At 70.8% G+C, this 18,013-nt stretch carries 16 protein-coding genes; 3 read left to right on the top strand and 13 right to left on the bottom strand.

The annotated features are described in order from the left end of the window. The first annotated feature begins 56 nt into the window (after positions 1 to 56). Complete coding sequence (locus ABIA38_RS00335) at positions 57 to 656, top strand: PadR family transcriptional regulator (protein WP_424636281.1); 600 nt, start codon at positions 57 to 59, stop codon at positions 654 to 656. A 48-nt stretch (positions 657 to 704) separates the two neighbouring features. Here ABIA38_RS00335 and ABIA38_RS00330 read toward each other — a convergent pair whose 3' ends face one another. The 8 genes from ABIA38_RS00330 to ABIA38_RS00295 all read right to left on the bottom strand — a co-directional run bounded on the left by ABIA38_RS00330 (position 705) and on the right by ABIA38_RS00295 (position 7,989). Then, the gene (locus ABIA38_RS00330; RefSeq protein WP_424636742.1) at positions 705 to 1,346 is read right to left on the bottom strand and encodes a histidine phosphatase family protein; all 642 of its coding nucleotides are present in this window, start codon (positions 1,344 to 1,346) and stop codon (positions 705 to 707) included. Next, complete coding sequence (gene rsfS / locus ABIA38_RS00325) at positions 1,343 to 1,756, bottom strand: ribosome silencing factor (RefSeq protein WP_424636280.1); 414 nt, start codon at positions 1,754 to 1,756, stop codon at positions 1,343 to 1,345. Before rsfS ends, ABIA38_RS00330 begins: the two co-directional genes overlap by 4 nt. Positions 1,757 to 1,885: 129 nt before the next feature. Further along, on the bottom strand, positions 1,886 to 4,018 hold the full coding sequence (locus ABIA38_RS00320; RefSeq protein ID WP_424636279.1) for a LytR C-terminal domain-containing protein: 2,133 nt from the start codon (positions 4,016 to 4,018) through the stop codon (positions 1,886 to 1,888). Then, positions 4,015 to 4,617 (bottom strand): nicotinate-nucleotide adenylyltransferase, encoded by a 603-nt coding sequence (gene nadD, locus ABIA38_RS00315; protein ID WP_424636278.1) that lies wholly within the window; start codon positions 4,615 to 4,617, stop codon positions 4,015 to 4,017. The genes ABIA38_RS00320 and nadD overlap by 4 nt, the downstream gene beginning before the upstream one ends. A gap of 21 nt (positions 4,618 to 4,638) precedes the next feature. Next, positions 4,639 to 5,472 carry a carbohydrate ABC transporter permease gene (locus ABIA38_RS00310; RefSeq protein ID WP_424636277.1) on the bottom strand — a complete coding sequence of 278 codons (834 nt, stop codon included), beginning with the start codon at positions 5,470 to 5,472 and terminating at the stop codon, positions 4,639 to 4,641. Further along, on the bottom strand, positions 5,469 to 6,326 hold the full coding sequence (locus ABIA38_RS00305) for a carbohydrate ABC transporter permease (protein WP_424636276.1): 858 nt from the start codon (positions 6,324 to 6,326) through the stop codon (positions 5,469 to 5,471). The genes ABIA38_RS00310 and ABIA38_RS00305 overlap by 4 nt, the downstream gene beginning before the upstream one ends. An 80-nt stretch (positions 6,327 to 6,406) precedes the next feature. Further along, positions 6,407 to 7,693: an extracellular solute-binding protein gene (locus ABIA38_RS00300; protein WP_424636275.1), complete on the bottom strand. Its 1,287-nt coding sequence runs from the start codon at positions 7,691 to 7,693 to the stop codon at positions 6,407 to 6,409. A 146-nt stretch (positions 7,694 to 7,839) separates the two neighbouring features. Beyond that, the gene (locus ABIA38_RS00295) at positions 7,840 to 7,989 is read right to left on the bottom strand and encodes a hypothetical protein (protein ID WP_424636274.1); all 150 of its coding nucleotides are present in this window, start codon (positions 7,987 to 7,989) and stop codon (positions 7,840 to 7,842) included. A 159-nt stretch (positions 7,990 to 8,148) separates the two neighbouring features. Here ABIA38_RS00295 and ABIA38_RS00290 point away from each other — a divergent pair, with 159 nt between their 5' ends. After that, positions 8,149 to 9,219: a M48 family metallopeptidase gene (locus ABIA38_RS00290; protein WP_424636273.1), complete on the top strand. Its 1,071-nt coding sequence runs from the start codon at positions 8,149 to 8,151 to the stop codon at positions 9,217 to 9,219. A 26-nt stretch (positions 9,220 to 9,245) separates the two neighbouring features. Here ABIA38_RS00290 and ABIA38_RS00285 read toward each other — a convergent pair whose 3' ends face one another. The 3 genes from ABIA38_RS00285 to ABIA38_RS00275 all read right to left on the bottom strand — a co-directional run bounded on the left by ABIA38_RS00285 (position 9,246) and on the right by ABIA38_RS00275 (position 12,424). Further along, a complete protein-coding gene (locus ABIA38_RS00285) occupies positions 9,246 to 10,295 on the bottom strand; it encodes a hypothetical protein (RefSeq protein ID WP_424636272.1) in 1,050 nt (349 codons plus the stop codon). A gap of 85 nt (positions 10,296 to 10,380) precedes the next feature. Then, positions 10,381 to 11,040 carry a hypothetical protein gene (locus ABIA38_RS00280; protein WP_424636271.1) on the bottom strand — a complete coding sequence of 220 codons (660 nt, stop codon included), beginning with the start codon at positions 11,038 to 11,040 and terminating at the stop codon, positions 10,381 to 10,383. 103 nt (positions 11,041 to 11,143) lie between these two features. After that, positions 11,144 to 12,424, bottom strand: a complete 1,281-nt coding sequence (locus ABIA38_RS00275) for a glutamate-5-semialdehyde dehydrogenase (protein WP_424636741.1) — start codon at positions 12,422 to 12,424, stop codon at positions 11,144 to 11,146. Between the two features lie 70 nt (positions 12,425 to 12,494). On the opposite strand from ABIA38_RS00275, the gene ABIA38_RS00270 reads away from it, so the two are divergent. After that, entirely contained in the window at positions 12,495 to 14,117 is a 1,623-nt protein-coding gene (locus ABIA38_RS00270) for a fatty acyl-CoA synthetase (protein WP_424636270.1), read from the top strand. A 299-nt stretch (positions 14,118 to 14,416) separates the two neighbouring features. Here ABIA38_RS00270 and ABIA38_RS00265 read toward each other — a convergent pair whose 3' ends face one another. Together ABIA38_RS00265 and ABIA38_RS00260 are read right to left on the bottom strand one after the other, a co-directional pair. Next, positions 14,417 to 16,156: an ABC transporter ATP-binding protein gene (locus ABIA38_RS00265; protein WP_424636269.1), complete on the bottom strand. Its 1,740-nt coding sequence runs from the start codon at positions 16,154 to 16,156 to the stop codon at positions 14,417 to 14,419. Beyond that, the gene (locus tag ABIA38_RS00260) at positions 16,153 to 17,949 is read right to left on the bottom strand and encodes an ABC transporter transmembrane domain-containing protein (protein WP_424636268.1); all 1,797 of its coding nucleotides are present in this window, start codon (positions 17,947 to 17,949) and stop codon (positions 16,153 to 16,155) included. Before ABIA38_RS00260 ends, ABIA38_RS00265 begins: the two co-directional genes overlap by 4 nt. Between the last annotated feature and the right edge of the window lie 64 nt (positions 17,950 to 18,013).

Below are 18,013 nucleotides of genomic sequence, written 5' to 3'. Positions count from 1 at the left end.
TCAGAAAAAGTCGGTCGAGCCCGCAACAACAGCGCAACGCAGCGATGGAGGTCACGATGACGGGGGATCCGCTCCCGAAGCTGCCCGCGACCGCGTGGGCCGTGCTGGGCCTGTTGTCGTTCCCGGGCGAGCGCTCCGGCTACGACCTCAAGAAGTGGGCCGACGCGTCGCTGCGCTTCTTCTACTGGAGCCCGGCGCTCAGTCAGATCTACAGCGAGCTCAAGCGCCTGGAGCACCTCGGCTTCGCCGTCTCGCGGATCGCCTCCCAGGACGAACTCCGCAACAAGCGGCTGTACCGCATCACCGACTCCGGCCAGGCGGCGTTGGCCCGCTGGGCCCGGGACACGCCGGCCGGGCCGCCCGTACTCAAGCACGGCGTCGCGCTCCGGGTCTGGCTCGGCCACCTCAGCGAGCCGGACGAACTGCGCAAGGCCGTGGCCGAGCACCGCGACTTCGCGGCGACCACGTTGGCGGAGGTACGCGCGAGCGAGGACTCCGCGCAGGACCGCTGGCCGTTCCCGGCCCTGGTACTCAAGTGGAGCGAGCGCTACTGGCAGGCCGAACGCGACCTCGCCGCCGGCATGCTCACCGACCTCGAGGAGCTGTACCGCACGTCGACCGAAAAAAACGATCCCGAAGCCAGGGAAACTCCCTGACTCCGGGATCGTCGCGGTCCACGCCGACCCGCCCCGCACCGAGCACCGTCAGTCGTCGTCCCCGATGACCGGTTCCGGCAACGTCCCCGCGTTGTGTTCGAGCAGTCGCCAACCGCGCGCTCCCGGTCCAAGCACCGACCAGCAGCAGTTGGACAGCGCGCCGAGCGCGCCCCACGTCTCCCGGGGCAGGTCAAGCAGCGCGCCCAGGCCACAGCGGATCGCGCCGCCGTGCGAGACCACCACGAGGGTGCCGTCGTCGGGCAACTTCTCCACCGCGAGTTCGATCGCCGCCGCCATCCGGTCGGCGACCTCGCTCTCCAGCTCGCCGCCACCGCGCCGGACCGGCTCGCCTCGGCGCCACGCGGCGAACTGCTCGGGGAAGGTCTCCTCGATCTCGCGGTTGGTCAGCCCCTGCCAATCCCCCGCGTACGTCTCGCGCAGGGCCGGGTCGATAACCACCGGCACGTCGACGAGGCGCGCCAGTTCGGCCGCCGTGTCCACCGCCCGGATCAGGTCCGAGGAGACGATCGTGTCCGGCCGCAGGGCCGCGAGCAGCCGGGCCGAGCGCCGGGCCTGGGCCAGGCCCGCCTCGGTCAGCGGGATGTCGGTCTGGCCCTGGAAGCGCCGCTCGACGTTCCACGTGGTCTGGCCGTGCCGCCACAGCAGGACACGGCGCCCCTTCCCGCTCAGAGCGCGCCCTCCGCCGCCTCCGCGGCCTTGGCCTGCTCGTTGCCGAGCAGCACCGATTCGGGCAGCTCGATCCGCGGGCAGTCCTTCCACAACTTCTCGAGCGAGTAGTAGGCCCGCTCCTCGGCGTGCTGGACGTGCACCACGATGTCGATGTAGTCGAGGAGGATCCAGCGCCCTTCGCGCTCGCCCTCGCGCCGGACCGGCTTGGCGCCGAGCCCGCGCAACGCTTCCTCGACCTCGTCCATGATGGCCTTGACCTGGCGGTCGTTGGACGCGGAGGCGAGCACGAACACGTCGGTGATCGTGATCACCTCGCTCACGTCGTAGGCGACGACATCGGTGGCGAGCTTCTCTGCACATGCCACGGCAGCCGCGGTGGCGAGCTCCAGGGCGTGGGGGGTTGCGGTCACGATTCGCTTCCTGCGGACGACAAGGGGATTACCGTTCAGGGTCTCACACACGGGGCATCCGCCGGCCACCCGATATTTCCGCGTCCGGGCCACCCCCGGCGGACCGGGACGGGGGTGGCCCGCCGTGACCTACGACTTGATCGGCTCGTACTGGTAGTCCTGCCCGAGCGTGACCACCACGTCGGCGAGCATCTCCCCGGCGGCCTTCTTCGCCGAGCCGGCCGGCAGCCGCAGGGTCAGCGCCACCTGCTCGGCGTCCGACTTCCGGGCGTCGTTCGCGTACTGCACGGTCGACGCCGGTTGCGCGCGCTTGCCCGCGGCACCGCCCGGGACGTACGTGACGCCCGCGTTCAGGAGCTTCGCGTGCGCGTCCTCCTGGGCACCGGCCTTGCCGCTCGCGTCCTCCACCATCACCCGCGCCGGGCCCGTCTCGACCCGGCCCTGCTTCACCGTGCCGCCGAGCAGCTCGCGCACGATCGGCACGGCCGCGGCCGTGTCCAGGATGCCCTCCGGGGACACCGGCAGTGCCCGGACCTGCAATTGCTTGCCCTGGGTGGCCTTGGCCAGGTTCGCCAGGAGCTTGCTCAGCTTGTCGTCCGGCAGCGAGGGGTCCGGCAGGTTGGCCATGTTGGCGAGCAGCGACAGGATCGCGTCCGGTTGGGTCGGGAACGCGGTCAGCAGGCCCTGGAGGACCCGGCCGAACCGGTCCCCGACCACCGTCGGCGACTCGTTCGGCTGCTTGTGGTTGGCGAAGGCCAACGCCGCGACGCCGTTCGCGGGATTGCGGCCCTGCCCGACCAGGACCTTGCCGTCCGGTCCCTTGACCTCGACGTCGGCATTCAGCTGGATGCCGCCGGCCAGGTCGACGAGCCCCTGCAGGACCGGCTCGGAGACCACCCACGAGCCGTCCAGCTTGACGCCGAGCAGATCGGACAGCGCGTCCCGGGACGCGCCGGGGCCCTCCTCGGCCATCAACTGGCCCAGCGGGAAAGAGCTGTTGGCGGAGTTGACGATGGTGACCGAGGACACGCTGACCATCGACGCGGTGTGCTTGGCCGGGTCGACGGTGAGCAGCGCGTTGGCGGTGGCCCGGCCGTCCTTGGCCCGCAGTTGCACGAGCACCGCGCCGTTCTTCCCGGGTGCCGCGACCGTCTTCTCGTCGCGCAGCCAGAGGTCCCACGCGAAGTAGCCGCCGACGCCGAGCAGCGCGACCGCGAGCACCACCGCGAGGGCGATCACCTTCGTCCGGATCGCCCGGCGCTTCTCGTCCCGGCGCTCGGACCGGGTCTCGGCGAAGGACAGCCAGTCGATGACGTCCTCTGCCTGCTCGCTCTCGTCGTCGACGAAGGCGAACTCGTCCGAGCCGTAACCCGCCTTGCCCGGTCGAGCCGGCCCCGGCCGCCGCTTCCGCGGCTGCGGCACCCGCCCGTCCTCGCCCGACGCGGGAGCCGGCGGCGGGGTCGACGACCCGGTACCACGCCCCTCCGATCGCGAACGCGTCGGCTGCACCGGCCGCACCGGAGTCGACCCCGCCGCGACCCCGATCGAGGCCGGATCCGTCCCGGCCGCCGCGAGCGGCACCGCGGTCCCGGTCCCGGCCTCGGACCGACTCGCCGGCACCACCGGCGGCACGACCTGCGTCGCGGGCGGCTCGTAGTAGGAGCCGGGCTCCTGCGGGTGGTAACCCACCTGCCCCTGCTGCGGATCGGGGTAGCCGGCCGAACCGCCGTACGCCGGGCCCGGACCGCCCGGCCCCGACTGTGGGTAAACCTCGCCGGGATAGGCCGTCGGGTCGTATCCGCCGGTGCCCGTCCCGGCGACGCCCCCCTGGTCGTACCCACCCTGGTCGTACCCGCCGGTCGGGTAACTCCCGGACTGGTAGGCGTTGTGGTCGTACCCGCCCGGAGCGTAGGCGTTGGGGTCGTACGCATTCGGGTCGTACGCATTCGGGTCATAGGCGTTCGGGTCGTACGTGTTCGGGTCGTACGTGTACTGCTGCGGAGCGAAACTCACCGGATCGAGCCCCTCCGGCCCGTATCCCGGCTGCCCCGATTGTTGCCCCGGCACCTGCCCGTACGACTGCGCCTGCCCAGCCGATCCCGGCTGCCCGTAGCCGCCCTGCGCCTGCCCGTAAGCCCCGGGTTCGGCCCCCGGCCCCGGCGCACCGTCGCCCGGCGTGCTGCCGTAAGGCTCCCGCCCCTGCCCGCCGTCCCCTCGCTCGGTGCCGTAAGGCCCCCAGTCGCGCCGGTCGTCGTTGCTCACGAAGCTCCCCGGTACAGCCCCCGCTTGCTGATGTATTGGACGACCCCGTCCGGCACCAGGTACCAGACCGGATCGCCCCCGGCCACCCTTGCACGGATGTCGGTCGACGAGATGGCCAGTGCGGGGACCTCCACCAGGCTCACGCCGCCGTCCGGGAAACCCGGGTCGGACAGAGTGTGCCCCGGACGGGTGCAACCCACGAAATGCGCGAGCTCGAACATCTCGTGCGCGTTGTGCCAGGAGAAGATCTGGGAGAGCGCGTCGGCGCCGGTGATGAAGAATATTTCGGTCCCCTCGGGCGAGGACTCGCGCAGGTCGCGCAGCGTGTCGAGGGTGTACGTCTCGCCCGCGCGGTCGATGTCCACCCGGCTCACCGAGAAGGTCGGGTTGGACGCGGTGGCGATCACCGTCATCAGGTAGCGGTCCTCGGGCGAGGAAACCTCCTGCCCGGTCTTCTGCCACGGGTCCCCGGTCGGTACGAACACCACCTCGTCGAGCCCGAACTGGCCCGCCACCTCGCTCGCGGCGACGAGGTGTCCGTGGTGGATGGGATCGAAGGTGCCGCCCATGACACCGACACGTCTGTTCCGCTCGCTCATGGCGCGAGAATCTATCGGTCCCTACTCCTTGACCGCGCCGGAGGTGATCCCCGCGACGATCCGCTTCTGGAAAACCAGCACCAACAGGACCACCGGGATGCTCACCACCACGGACGCCGCGGCGATCGCCGCGGTGGGCTGCTGGAACTGCGAGGCGCCGGTGAAGAAGGCCAACGCGGCGGGCACCGTACGGGAGTTGTTGGTCGAGGTGAGCGACACCGAGAAGACGAAGTCGTTCCAGGCGAAGAAGAACACCAGGATCGCCGTGGTCACCACGGCCGGCACCGCCATCGGCGCGATCACGTAGCGAAACGCCTGCCACCCGGACGCGCCGTCGATCCGCGCGGCGTCCTCCAGGGCCCACGGAATCTGTTTGAAGAACGAGGTCAGCGTCCAGATCGACAGCGGCATCGTGAACGACAGATACGGCAGGATCAGCCCGATCCAGGTGTCGAACAGACCGATGCGGCGCCACATGTCGAACAGCGGTCCGACCACCGCGATGGTCGGGAACATCGCGATCGCCAGCGCGCCGAGCAGGATCAGCCGCTTGCCCGGGAACTCCATCCGGACGATGGCGTACGCGGTGCCGGTCGCGCACGCGACCGCGATCACCGTGGCGATCAGCGAGATGCCGATCGAGTTGCGCAGCGCGTCGGTGAACAGGTTGTTCCGAAAGACGGTCCGATAGTTGTCCCAGCTCCAGCTGCTGGGCAAAAACTTCGCGTTGTTGATGTCGTCGCCGCGCTTGAACGACAACGACACCATCCAGGCCAGCGGCAGCACGGTGATCGCGATCACCACCACGCTGATCAGCACACGGGCGCCCTCGCGGGCCGGGCTCGGCTGACTCACGCGGGGCTCCCGAGCTTGCTCACATCGGTCCGGAAGAGCTTGATGAACAGGAACGCGATCAACAACACGCACGCGAACAGCAGCACCGAGATCGCCGAGCCGAGGCCGAGCGCGGTGCGGCTGACCAACTGCCGATAGGCCAGGAACGACACCGTCTCGGTATTGTTCGCGCCCCCGGTCATCACGAACACCGAGTCGAAGATCCGGAACGCGTCCATCGTCCGGAACAACATCGCGACCAGGATCGCCTGCTTCATGATCGGCAGGGTGACCCGGGTCAGCCGCTGCCAGGGTCCCGCGCCGTCCACCCGCGCGGCCTCGTGTACATCCGGGGAGACCTGGATCAGCCCGCCGAGCAGCAGCAACGACATGAACGGGGTGGTCTTCCAGATCTCCGACAGCGCGATCACGAACAGCGCCGACCAACGATGGTCGAACCACGCGATGTCGGTGCCCAGCCAGTCGTTGACGAAGCCCGTGGACGGGTCGAACGCGTAGCGCCAGGCGTAGGCGGAGACGACGGTGACGATGCCGTACGGGATCAGTACGATCGTGCGCAGCGTGCGCCGCAGGTGCAGGGCGCGCTGCATCAGCTGGGCGAGCCCGAGGCCGATCACGAACTCGATCGAGACGGTGAACACGGTCAGTGCCAGTGTGGTCCACACGTCGGTCCACCACAGCGGATCCTTGAGCACCACCCAGTAGTTGGACAGCCCCGCGAACGAGTTCGCCTCCGGCGTGGTCAGCCGCTTGTGGAAGAGCGAGAGCCAACCCGCGTCGACCAACGGCGCGATCGCCACCAGGAGCATGATCGCCACCGCCGGCGCGGACAACAACCAGCCGGTGCGGCGCATCCGTTGCGCGTGGTCGCGCTGCCGCCGCGGCCTCCGGTGCCGAGGCGAGCGAGGCGCCGCTTCGGTCGCCGCCGCCGTACTCACAGCAGCACCTTGTCGTGCAGGACCCCGGTGATCAGGTCGTCGGTCTTGCGCGGCGCGGTGTTCGGATCGACGTCCGCCGGCGGGTGGTAGAACCGCTGTACCGACGCGGAGACGTCGTTGTAGTAGGGCGTCCGCGGGCGTGGCCCGGCCTGGTCGAGGGACTCCTTGATCAGATCCGCCATCGGCAGCGCCGCGCGCACGCGCGGGTCGTCGTAGGCGGCGGCCTTGGCCGTGGTCTCCTTCGACTCCAGCATGTAGGTGATCTGGTTCTCCAGCGTGCCCGCGCAGCGCACCGCGCTCACCGCCGCCGCGCTGTGCCTGCCGTACTTGCTGACGCCGAGGGCGATCCCGCCGAACGGCGGCTTGGAGGCCCGGCCGGCGTCGGTCTGCGGATAGCGCGCCCAGCCGTAGTCGTCGAGCACCTCGCGGGAGAGTTGCCCGGCGGCGACCGCCTCGGCCGCGGCGCCGCGCGCGTAGGTCCAATTGACCATGAAGCCGCCGGCGCCGGACTGGAACGTGGTCCGGGTGTCGTCCTCGATCGAGGTGGCCAGGTTGGCCGGCGCGGCGGACGAGCGGCCGAGCCGGCGCATGACCTCGGCCGCCCGCTTGCCCGAACCACCCTCCTGCAGCGCGGGCTTGAGGTCGACGCCCTTCTCCACGTCCCGCACGATCGCCCCGCCGGTGCCGGTGACCAGTCCGTTGACCCAGACGGTGAGGCCCTCGTAGCGCTTGGCGGGCACCGCGACCGTCTTGTGCGTCCTCTCGGCGGCGCCGATCACGTCGTCCCAGCTGACCGGCCGGCTCGGGTCGAGCCCGGCCGCGGCGGCCACCGACTTGCGATACCAAAGGAGTTGCGTGTTGGCCCGAAACGGCGCGGCGACCAGTCGATTGCGCCACCCCGCCGACTCCACGGCGCTGCTCAGCATGCCCTCGGTGAGCGCGGCGGCCTCGGCCGCCCCGAACGGCCGCAGAAAGCCCGCCTCGGCGAACTCCGGTACGTAGACCGGGTCGAGCGCCATCACGTCGATCGAGGAGTCCTTGGCGGCCAGTCGCCGGACCAGTTGCTCCCGCTGCCCGGACGCGTCGGTGGGCAGCACCGACACCTTGACCCGATAGGCACCGCCGGACGCCCGGCCACACCGCTCGGCCAGCTTCTGATAGGCCCCGTTGTCCGGCGGCACATACCAGTTGAGCACCGGCGGCCCCGACCCGCCGCCCCCACACCCGACCACGGAGGCAACCAACACGAGCGCAACGGCCCAGCGCCCGCGACGACGCACCATGTGGTTCACCGAATCAGCAGACCAGCAAAACCACGCTTATCGCCCTATCTACCCCGAACGGTGGCGTGTCGATGCCCATCCGCTCGGGCGCGCGGGCACCGAACGAACTCCACCCCGACGGCCGAATCCCGGCCGAGCCCGTGCGCTCAGCGGTCCTTGTTGAAGCGGGTCACCAGGAACAGCAGGATGAGCAGCGTGCCCAGCACCCCGATGCCGGCGCCCAGCGGGTACAGGTTGTCGTGCTTGCCGCTTCCACTGGCCAGCGTGGTGAGGACGGTCGTCGCGTGCTCGGTCATCCGTGGTCAGCCCTTGCGTAGTTTTTCCCGGCGTGTGCGCACGACATCGTACGGGCGCGGACCCCGCGGCGCGCGGCCAGGTTCCGGGGAGGAGTCGCTGCCGGGAGGGCTCGACGCGCCTAGTGTGGGGGCAGATTGCTCGAAGCCAGGGGGCACACCATGCCGGACGACAACCCGATCGGGCCCTTCGAGGGGCGCAGGCGCTTCCCCGGGATCTCCTCCCGGGCCTACGAACACCCCGCCGACCGCACCGCGCTCGTGGCGATGCGTCGGCTCAGCGGATTCGACGTCGTACTCAAACAGATGTCGGGCATGGTGTCCGAACGGGCGATGCGACTCGCCTTTCTGGCGGGTTCGGTCCGCGCCGGCGAGCAGCAGTTCCGCCGACTGCACGAGATGGTCCGCGAGTCCGCGTACATCCTGGACCTGCCGACCGTGCCCGAGCTCTACGTCGTCCAGGACCCGCAGCCGAGCGCGATGGCGATCGGCATGGACCGGCCGTTCATCGTGGTCAGCTCCGGTCTGGTCGACCTGCTCGACGACGACGAGATGCGCACCGTGATCGGGCACGAGACCGGACACATCCTGTCCGGGCACGCCGTCTACCGCACGATGTTGCTGATCCTGACCCGGTTCGCCTCGCTGGTGTCCGGGATCCCGCTGGGCTCGCTGGGCGTGCACGCGATCATCACCGCGCTGCAGGAGTGGTTCCGCAAGTCGGAGCTGTCCTGCGACCGGGCGGGCCTGCTGGTGGGGCAGGACCCCGAGGTGTCGATGCGCGCGCTGATGAAGGTCGCGGGCGGCTCGCAACTGCACGAGATGAGCACCGACGCGTTCCTGGAGCAGGCCGCCGAGTACGAGGGCGCGGGCGATCTGCGGGACAGCGTGCTCAAGTTGATGAACCTGCTCGGCCGGGCGCACCCGTTCCCCGTGGTCCGGGTCGCCGAACTGCGCAAGTGGGCGGACGGCGACGAGTACGCGCGGATCGTGGCCGGCGAGTACCCGCGCCGCGAGGACGACCCGAACGCCTCGGTGCGCGAGGAGGCGAAGGCGTCCGCGAACGCCTACCGCGAGTCGGTACGCACCACCACGGACCCCCTGTTCGGCCTGCTCCGCGACCTCGCCGACGGCGCGGTGGACGCGGGCGGCAAGCTGCGCGACAAGTTCACCGGCCGCCGCGACGAACCGGGCGCGACCCCGACGACGGGCAACGGTACGGGCGGCGAGTAGGGCTTATCGGCAAACCCCCGGGCCCGTCACGGCGTCCCGGCCAGTCGGCCGCACGTCCCGGCCGGGGCCGAGCGGAACGGATCCACCTGCTCGGCCGCCGGCGGCGGGGCGGTCGGCGTCGGGCCGGCGAACGCGGGCCGGAACCACACCGAGGTGTCCTCGTCGCAACCCTGCGGCGCGGCCACGGTCAGGATCCGCCGGGCCTGCAACACGCCGTCGTGCACCATCGACGCGTCCAGGTGGAAGTCCCACACGCGGTGCACCACGAACCGGGTCCAGCCGGGGCCGCCGACCTGGGCGACCGCGTACACGAACACCACGTCGGCGGTGACCACAAGATCGTCCCGGGCGTGCTCGGCGACCGCGACCGTGCCGGCCACCCGGGTCGGCACGTCGAGCACCTTGATCGCCGCCGGATCGAAGCGGGTCAGCCAACCCGTCGGCGCCGAGATGTCGTCGTCGTGCGGGGCGACCAGGGCCGCGCCGAGCTGATCACGCTGCTCACGGCGCAGCAGCGGCAACGCGGCCCACGGCCGACCGCCCGCGAGCACGGTCGGGTCGAGCTGGGTGCCCACCACGAACTCGCGGGCCAAGTCCAGGGCTTGGCCGACCTGGGTGGCCGAGAAGTGCGCGGTGGCCCGGCGCTCGGCCAACCCGATTCCGGCGGCGCCCTGGGCCCAGGCCGCGGCCGGGCCGCCCAACATCGGATCGGCGGGCAGCGGGCCGGGTGTGTAGCCCACCGGCGGCACCAGGGAGACCCGTTGCAGCACCGCGGGGCCGACCTCCACGCGCGGTCCGGACACCGCGGCCCGGCGGGCGCCCAGATAGCTCGCGCCGCCGATCACCGCCAGTACGAGCAGCGTGCCGACCACCGCGCGCAGCGTGCGCAACCGGACGCCGAACACCCGGCGCTGCCGGTGCGGCCGCTTGCCCGCGTGCAGTCGCTCGCGCGCGGACGGCTCGTGCAGTCCCGCCGCACGCACGAACGTCGCGTCGAATACGACGGCGCTGAACTCGTCCTCGCCGTCGGGCCCGCCCCGGTTCGGGCCTTCGGGGGGTACTCCCCGTCCGGACATAGGACCAGCTTAGGTCGCGCGCGACCGGGTGGATATGAACCCGGGGAAGGGGTTCCGACCGCCCTCCGTCAGCCCCGACGCCTGGTCAGCCGGGCCCCGAACGGGCCGCGGCGGGCTGCGAGGGGGTGGGCACGGACCCGTCCGCCGCGCCGGAGTCCCCCGGTGCCACGGTGATCCGCACCTGCGAGGTGTCCTGTCCGGGCAATGGCCCGAGCAGCGGAGTGTTGTCGGTCGTCGCCGTGCGACCGGTACCCACCGACGGCTGCCGGGGGGCGGTCGGTCCCTGCGAGGAGCCGCTGCGGTAGACCGCGGTGACCGCCATCGCCACCACACCGACCCCCATCAGCAGAGCCAGCACCCACGCCACCCCGCGCCGCCACCGCGTCCCGCGCGCGGCCCGGGCCCACGGATCGCCGGCGAACCAGGTCGGCACCTGCGGCAACATCGGCGAAGGGTCGTGCGCGGGCCCGGTGCGCGCCCGCCACGGATCCTCGCCGTCGGGTGGATACGTCCCGTCGTCGAACCAGTCGGAACGATCCGCCGGTTCGCCCTTCTTGTCGGTCCGCTCGGGCGCGGCCGGGGTGGGCGCAGGATCGATCGCCGCACCACGCTCGTTCGCCGAGGGCTCGTGCACGCGGGCCGCGCGCACGAACGACTCGTCGAAGACGACGGAGGAGAGCTCATCCTCCGAGAACTCGGGAAAGTCTGGGCCGTCCGGGAACTCTGGCCCTGGTGATTCGGGCACTCCTAGACAGTATTACCGCAGGCACCCGGATGGATACCGATTCCTCGCACCGGTCCGGGGACCACCGGCGATCCGCGTCGTTCGAAGCTGCGCCGATCGGGGGTCAGGAGCGCACGTGGCCGTCGCCGGTGACCACGTACTTCGTACTGGTCAGCTCGGGCAGGCCCATCGGGCCGCGCGCGTGCAGCTTCTGGGTGGAGATGCCGATCTCGGCGCCGAAGCCGAACTGGCCGCCGTCGGTGAACCGGGTCGAGGCGTTGACCATCACCGCGGTCGAGTCGACCAGGCTGACGAACTCGCGCGCCGCGGCCTGCGAGGTGGTGACGATCGCCTCGGTGTGCCCGGAGCTGTGCCGGCGGATGTGCGCGACCGCGTCGTGCAGCGAGGGCACCACGGCGGCGGCGATGTCGTAGGAGAGGTATTCGGTGTCCCAGTCGGCGTCGCCGGCGGGTACCACGTCGGCCGAGAACGCCTGTACGGCGGCGTCGCCGTGCACGGTCACGCCGGCGTCCTTGAGCGCGGCCAGCGCCAGCGGTACGAACGCGTCCGCCACGTCCCGGTGCACCAGCAGCGTCTCCGCCGAGTTGCACACGCTGACCCGGTGCGCCTTCGAGTTGACCAGGATGTTCACCGCCATCTCCAGGTCCGTCTCGGCGTCGACGTAGACGTGGCAGTTGCCCACGCCGGTCTCGATCACCGGGACCGTCGAGCCCTCGACCACGGTGCGGATCAGGCTCGCGCCGCCGCGCGGGATCAGCACGTCGACCAGACCGCGCGCGGTCATCAGCTCCTTGACCGAATCGTGCGTCTCGCCCGGCACCAGCTGGATCGCGTCGGCGGGCAGCCCGGCCGCGCGGATCGCGTCGCGCATCACCGCGACGATCGCGGTGTTCGACCGGTAGGCGGACGAGGAGCCGCGCAGCAACACCGCGTTGCCCGACTTCAGACACAGCGCGGCGCCGTCCACCGTGACATTGGGGCGGGCCTCGTAGATGATCCCGACCACGCCCAGCGGCACCCGCACCTGACGCAGTTCCAGACCGTTGGGCAACGTCGAACCGCGCAGCACCTCGCCGACCGGATCGGGCAGGCCGACCACGTCGCGCACATCCGAGGCGATCGCGGCGATCCGCTCCTCGGTCAGGGTCAGCCGGTCGATCATCGACTCGCCGGTCCCGTTGGCCCGGGCCCGGGCGACGTCCTCGGCGTTGGCGAGCACGATCTCCGCCGAACGGGCCACCAGCGCGTCGGCGAGCGCGAGCAGCGCGTCGTCCTTGACCCTGCGGGTCAGTGGCGCGAGGACGGCGGCGGCCTCCCGGGCGCGACGGGCGGTGTCGAGGACTGCGGAGGCTTCGCTGCTGGTCATACCGGCAAGCCTACCCAGCCGAATCGGCGCTCGACATGCGCATTTCAGCGGGCGAGACACCTTCCGCCGAAGGTCCGCGCCGGACACAATGTCGCCTCCGCGCACTCGACGAGGCAAGGAGCCATCGGTGACCGCTGTACAGGCCCGCCGGCACGGTATCGCCGACCTGCTCGCCCGCACCGCCGCGCGCCGGCCGGACCGGCTCGCGATCGTGGCCGGCGAGGTGCGGCAGAGCTACGCCGAACTCGACGACGCGGCATCACGCGCCGCGGGTGCGCTCGCCACGCGCGGGATCGGCAAGGGCGACCGGGTGGTGGTACTGGCCCGCAACTCGTACGGCTTCGTGGTGGCCTACTTCGCGCTGGCCCGGCTCGGCGCGATCTCGGTGCCGGTCAACTTCATGCTCACCGCGCCCGAGGTGGGCTACGTCCTGGACCACGCGGGCGCGACCGCCGTACTGGCCGGCCCCGACCTGACCGACACCGCCGACGCCGCGTTGGCCGGCCGCGAGGCGCTCCGCGTGGTGCTGGGGCCGGCCGTCGAGGGTTGGGAGCCGCTCGTCGCACTGCTCGCCGAGGGCGGACCCGTCCCGGACCTCGACCTGGACGACGACGACCCGGTCCAGATCATGTACACCTCCGGCACCGAGTCCCGCCCCAAGGGCGCGGTGATGACCAGCCGCAACCTGATCGCCCAATACACCACGGCGATCATCGACGGCGGGATGACCGCGGACGACGTGGAAATCCACGCCCTACCGCTCTACCACTGCGCACAACTGCACTGCTTCCTGACGCCCGACGTCTACCTGGGCGCGACCTCGATCATCCTCCCCGCCCCCGACCCGGCCACGCTCCTTGCCACCGTCGAACGCGAGCGGGCCACCAAACTCTTCTGCCCGCCGACGATCTGGATCGCGCTGCTGCGCCACCCGGACTTCGACACCCGCGACCTGTCCTCCCTGCGCAGGGGCTACTACGGCGCCGCCGCGATGCCGGTCGAAGTACTGGCCGAACTCCGGCGCCGGCTACCCGAGTTGCGCCTGTACAACTTCTACGGCCAGACCGAGATGTCCCCGGTGGCCACCGTCCTGGGCCCGGACGACCAGGAACGAAAGGCCGGTTCGGCCGGCCGCGCGGGCCTGAACGTGACAACCGCCGTGGTCGACGAAACCGACACCCCACTGCCACCCGGCGAAATCGGCGAGATCGTGCACCGAAGCCCACACACCATGCTCGGCTACTGGAACGACCCGGACCGCACCGCCGAAGCCTTCCGCAACGGCTGGTTCCACAGCGGCGACCTCGGCGTACTGGACGCCGAGGGCTACCTGACCGTCGTGGACCGCAAAAAAGACATGGTCAACACCGGCGGCGAAAGCGTCGCCAGCCGAGAGGTGGAAGAAACCCTGCACACCCACCCGGCCATCGCGGAAGCCGCGGTCTTCGGCATCCCCCACCCCTACTGGATAGAAGCCGTAACCGCGGTGGTAGTCCCCCGCCCGGGCCACTCAATCACCCAGGAAGAGGCAATCACCCACTGCCGCACCCACCTGGCAAACTTCAAAGTCCCCAAATACGTAGTAATCGCAGACTCGTTGCCCAAAAACCCAAGCGGCAAAATCCTGAAACGCCAACTCCGCCAACAACACGCAACCCTGCCGGCCAACACCCAAGGTGAGCCACACACATCCAGCCCGACCGACGCTTGAGACCACTCAGCCCGGCCGGCGTTTGAGGCCAACCCAGCGCAACCAACACCCAAAGTGAGCCGCACAAATCCAGCCCGGCCGGCGCTTGAGGCCACCCCAGCGCAACCAACACCCAAGGTCAGCCAAACCAATCCAGCCCGGCCGGCGTTTGAGGCCAAATAGCCCGGCCGGCGTTTGAGGCCACTCAGCCCGGCCGGGGCTTGAGGCCAAATAGCCCGGCCGGCGCATGAGGCCAAAATCAGCCCCGCCGGCGCATGAGGCGAACAGCCCGGCCGGCGCATGAGGCCAAACCCGCCGGCTCACCCATGCCAAGACCGCCAAAGCGCAGCATACGCACCGGACGCCGCAATCAGTTCCCGATGACTCCCCAACTCGGTGATCCGCCCGCCTTCCACCACCGCAACACGATCCGCATCGTGCGCCGTATACAACCGGTGCGCGATCGCAATCACCGTCCGCCCCGAGATCACCGCCCCCAACGACCGCTCCAGATGCCGAGCCGCCCGAGGATCGATCAACGACGTGGCCTCGTCCAGGACCAGGGTGTCCGGATCCGCCAGCACCAACCGTGCCAGCGCCAGCTGTTGCGCCTGAGGCGCCGTCAACTCATGGCCCTTGGGCCCCACTTCGGTATCCACACCAGACGGCAACGCCGCCACCCAGTCCGCGTCCACCGCCCGAAGCGCGTCGAGTATCGCCTCGTCCGACGCGTCCGCACGCGCCAGCAACAGGTTGTCCCGCAACGTGCCCCGAAAGACGTGATGCTCCTGCGTCACCAATGCCACCCGCCCACGCAGTTCGTCCATCGGCAGGCCCACCAGCGGCACCCCACCCACCGCCACCTCACCGGACGTCGGCGCGTTGACCCCGGCCAACAACCGCCCCAGCGTGGACTTCCCGGCCCCACTGGGCCCCACCACCGCGATCCGCTCCCCCGGCCGAATCGTCAGGTCGATCCCGTGCAACACCTCACGGCCCCCCGCATAGGCGAACCGCACATCACGCGCCGTCAGCGTCTCGTCCACCGGCCGAGCGTCCGTGGGTTCGCGATCGGAGGCCACATCGGCCACCCCGAGCAGTCGGGCCAGCGACGCGCCGGAGATCTGCACCTCGTCCAGCAGATCCATCAACTCGTCCATCGGCCCGATGATCAGCTGCACATACAGCACCGCCGTCGCGACCTCACCCAGCGAGGCCCACCCGTGCAGATAGGCCCACCCGCCGAACAGCGTGGTGGCCACCACCGGCAGCCCGTAGCCGAAGTCGATCGACGGATACCAGATCGTCCGCAGCCACAACGTGTACCGCTCCGCCGCGTACGCCTCCGCGACATCCTCGTCGCCACGCCGCTTCCGACGCTCGGCCAGCCGAAGCGCCTCGACCGTACGCGACCCCTCCACCGTCTCCGCGAGCGAGTCCGTCACCTGTGCCCACGCCGCGATCTCCCGCAGATAGCCGGCCGGCGCCCGACGCAGATACCAGTACGTGCACGGGATCAGCAACGGCAACGTGACCAGCAGCGGCAGCACGAGCAGCGGATTGAGCAACAGCAGCCCTGCGAACGTGAACACGATCGTCACGGTGGCCACCAGGACGGACGGCACCGCCCGCCGCGCGGTCCGCGACATCGCGGCCACGTCGCGGTTGGCCCGCCCGAGCAGATCGCCGGTGCCGGCCCGCTCGACCGTGGACAGCGGCAGGTTCAGGATCCGGTCCACGAACTCCTCGCGCACCTGGGCCAGCAGACCCTCGCCGAGCCGCGCGGCGGCCACCGCCGCCTGCCGCACGATCAGCGCCTGCAGCAGCAGCGCACCCCCGATGCCGAGGCCGAGCAGGTCGACCGTCCCGCTCGAACCCCCCTCCCGCACCTCCTCGATCAGCGCCCCGAGCAACCGGGGGGCGACCAGCCCGGCCACCGCCGCGAGCGCGTACAGCCCGACCGTCAGGACCAGATCGCGACGCCGTTCGCGCAACAGCCGCACGGCATGCCGACCGACCTCGGCGGCCGGCGCGATCGGCAACAACTCCCGCGCACTCACCGGGCCGCCTCCTCGTTCTCGAACTCGTCCCCGGTTTCGTCCCCGGTTTCGTCCGCTGTTTCGTCCTCGCTCGCGCCCTCGGCCTCGGTCGCACCCTCGTCCTCGTCGACCCGGGTGACCAACGCGGCGTACCCCGGTTCCCCGGCCAGCAGTTCGCGGTGCGAGCCGACCGCCATGACCTTCCCGTCCGCGACGTAGGCGACCTCGTCCATCGTGTCCAGCACCAGCGGACTCGTGGTCGCCACGACCGTGGTCCGACCCCGCCGATGCGCGGCGAGCCGGTCCGCGATCCGGGCCTCGGTGTGCGCGTCCACCGCGCTGGTCGGCTCGATCAGCACGAGCGTCTGCGGATCGGCGACCAACACCCGTACCAGTCGCAGGCGTTGCACCTGCCCACCGGAGAACTCCCGCCCACGCGCCGCGATCTCGGCGTCCAGTCCACCATCCAGCGCGTCGATCACGTCCTCCGCGCAGGCCACCCGCACCGCCTCCGCGAGAGCGACCGACTCCCCGCCCCCAGGCGTCAGTTCACGCCGCAGCGGCCCGGCGAACAGCCCGGCGTCGTGATGCGCGACCAGGATCCGCTCGCGCACGTCGGCCAGCGCGAGCTCGGCCAGCGGCACCTCGCCGTAGAGCACGTCGGCGTCCTCGTACCGACCGAGTCGATCGGCCAACGCGGGCGCGTCCTGCGGGTCCTCGCAGGCGATCCCGAGCAGCGTGCCGGGCCGGACCAGCAGACCCGAGCGCCGATCCAGCAGATCGCCGGGCGGCGGCCACGCGGCGGGCTCGGCAACTTCGGTGACACCCGGTTCCAGGGCGAGCACCCGAATCACCCGCCGGGCCGCGACATGGCCGCGCACGACCCGGTCGGCGGCCTCGGTGAGGGTGGACAGCGGAACCACCAGGAACGCCGCGTAGCCGTAGAAGGACACCACCTGACCGACCGTCAATCGGCCGTCCAGGGCGAACCGGGCGGCCAACCAGGTACCGAACGCCACGAAGAAGCCGGGCACCAGGAACTGCGCGGCCTCCAACCACGATTCGACCCGGGCGGTACGTACCCCGGCCCCCCGCAGCTCCTGCGACTCGCGGCGGTAGCGGGTGCCGAAGGTACGCTCCCCGCCGATCCCGCGCAGCACCCGCAGTCCGGACGCGATGTCCACGGCCCGGTCGGCAAGCGCCGCCTGCAGATCGCGGTAGGCGTTCTGCCGTCGGTGCAACGGTCGCAGCAGCAACGAGACCAGGCCCATCAGCAGCGGTACGCCGATCAGCACGAGCAGACCGAGCGGCACCGACATGTGCAGCAGCACCACCGCGACCACACCGAGCGTGATCACCGACGCGAAGCCGCGCGCGGTGATGTCCAGCAGATGGCCGATCCCGTCCACGTCCGAGGTGCCGATGCCGACCACCTCGCCGGAGGCGATCCGGCGCTGCAGCACCGCACCGAGTCGGGCGGCCTTGGCGGTGACCAGCTGGATCGTGCGAAACGCGCCGTCCAGGAAGTTCGTGAGCGCGTTGCGATGGCGCATGATGCCGGTGAACCCGATCAGCACGGCGAGCCCGAACAACACGCCGGACCACGCGAACAGGCCGTCCTGGTCCCGGGTCTCGATCGCGTCGATCGCGCGACCGATGGCGGCGGGCATCAGCGCCTGGGCGACCATCCACACCGACGCCCACAGCACGCCCATGCCGATCGTCCTGCGGTTGCGGGCCGCGATCCAGGTGAGGTATCGGCCCGCCGATCGGATGTCGGGATCGCCGGGGTCGGCGACAGGGAACGTACGCATGGTGTCGCGACGCTAACCCGGGAGCGGCTTCGGGGCCACGGATTATTCGCCGCTCGGACACCCG

This window comes from Embleya sp. AB8 (assembly GCF_049739465.1).
Taxonomy (GTDB): Bacteria; Actinomycetota; Actinomycetes; order Streptomycetales; family Streptomycetaceae; genus Embleya.
This window is presented reverse-complemented; position numbering and strand designations above follow the sequence as displayed.

Excerpts from the sequence above, each read along its gene's own strand:
- ABIA38_RS00290 (WP_424636273.1), top strand. The coding sequence starts at position 8,149 with ATGCCGGACGACAACCCGATCGGGCCCTTCGAGGGGCGCAGGCGCTTC.
- ABIA38_RS00335 (WP_424636281.1), top strand. The coding sequence starts at position 57 with ATGACGGGGGATCCGCTCCCGAAGCTGCCCGCGACCGCGTGGGCCGTG.
- ABIA38_RS00270 (WP_424636270.1), top strand. The coding sequence starts at position 12,495 with ATGTCGCCTCCGCGCACTCGACGAGGCAAGGAGCCATCGGTGACCGCT.
- ABIA38_RS00295 (WP_424636274.1), bottom strand. The coding sequence starts at position 7,989 with ATGACCGAGCACGCGACGACCGTCCTCACCACGCTGGCCAGTGGAAGC.
- ABIA38_RS00305 (WP_424636276.1), bottom strand. The coding sequence starts at position 6,326 with ATGCGCCGCACCGGCTGGTTGTTGTCCGCGCCGGCGGTGGCGATCATG.
- nadD (WP_424636278.1), bottom strand. The coding sequence starts at position 4,617 with ATGAGCGAGCGGAACAGACGTGTCGGTGTCATGGGCGGCACCTTCGAT.
- ABIA38_RS00260 (WP_424636268.1), bottom strand. The coding sequence starts at position 17,949 with ATGCGTACGTTCCCTGTCGCCGACCCCGGCGATCCCGACATCCGATCG.
- ABIA38_RS00300 (WP_424636275.1), bottom strand. The coding sequence starts at position 7,693 with ATGGTGCGTCGTCGCGGGCGCTGGGCCGTTGCGCTCGTGTTGGTTGCC.
- ABIA38_RS00285 (WP_424636272.1), bottom strand. The coding sequence starts at position 10,295 with ATGTCCGGACGGGGAGTACCCCCCGAAGGCCCGAACCGGGGCGGGCCC.